General features: G+C 67.6%; 1 protein-coding gene. It reads left to right on the plus strand.

The genetic code is table 11. The features are described 5' to 3' along the window. Positions 1–243 precede the first annotated feature (243 nt). Positions 244–1,212: IS256 family transposase (locus ABD353_RS39630; RefSeq protein WP_344628569.1), on the plus strand; the 969-nt coding region annotated here is incomplete at its 3' end.

Genomic DNA, 1,212 nt, shown 5'->3' on the forward strand with positions numbered 1-1,212 from the left:
CCCTCCCGGCGCAGTACACAGAGCCTGGAGTGGGCGTCCTCCAGCTCCAGGCGGAGGTGGGACAGCGGTCTGGTTGGTGCGTCCACAAGCAGGGAGGCCAAGATACGGAGAGCCAGCGGCAGACCGCCGCAGATGGCGTCCCGTGGAGTGGTGTAGCAGGGATCTTGGAGTGACCCCTGGTCATGGGGCAGCCATCGCGCAACTCTCTGTGTAGAACGGCGAGTTCACCCAGGGAGGTACGCGATGGCCTTATCCCAGTCTGACCTACTCCGCCTCATGGAGTCACTGCGTTCGGCCGACGGAATCGAGTTGATCAGGACCCTCGCCCAGCGGATCCTGCAGGAGCTGATCGAGGCCGAGGCCACCGCCCGGATCGGTGCCGGGCCCGGCGCGCGAACCGAGGGCCGTACGACCCTGACCACGCAGGCCGGCGAGCTGGAGCTGGCCACCCCCAAGGTCCGCACGGGCAGTTTCTTCCCCAGCCTGCTGGAGCGCCGGCGCCGCATCGACCAGGCCCTTTACGCGGTCATCATGGAGGCCTACGTCCTGGGCGTGTCCACCCGCTCGGTCGACGACCTGGTCAAAGCCCTCGGAGCGGACACCGGCATCTCCAAGAGCGAGGTCTCCCGGATCTGCGCTGACCTGGACGAACAGCTCACCGCCTTCCGCACCCGGCCGCTCGGCCACACCCGTTTCCCCTACATCTACCTGGACGCGACCTACTGCAAGGCGCGCGTGAACCACCAGATCGTCTCCCGGGCCGTGGTCGTCGCCACCGGCATCACCGAGGACGGCGGCCGCGAGGTGCTCGGGGTGATGGTCGGCGACAGCGAGACCGAGGTGTTCTGGGCCGAGTTCCTGCGTCACTTGCGCGAACGCGGCCTGACCGGGGTCCGCCTCGTCATCGGCGACCACCACAGCGGCCTGGTCAAGGCGATCCGCAAGGTCATGCTCGGGGCCGCCTACCAGAGATGTCGCGTCCACTTCCTGCGCAACACCTTCGCGACCATCCCCAAGGACCCGGCCGAGATGGTCGCCGCGACCATCCGCACGATCTTCGCCCAACCCACCCAAGCCGCGGTCCGAGCTCAGCTGGACACCGTCGCCGACATGCTCGGCAAGCAGTTCCCCAAGGTCAAAGCGATGCTGCTGGAGGCCAAGGACGACCTCACCGCCTTCGCCGCCTTCCCGGAGCGACACTGGAAGGAGAAC

This window comes from Kitasatospora arboriphila (assembly GCF_039528095.1).
Taxonomy (GTDB): domain Bacteria; phylum Actinomycetota; class Actinomycetes; order Streptomycetales; family Streptomycetaceae; genus Kitasatospora; species Kitasatospora arboriphila.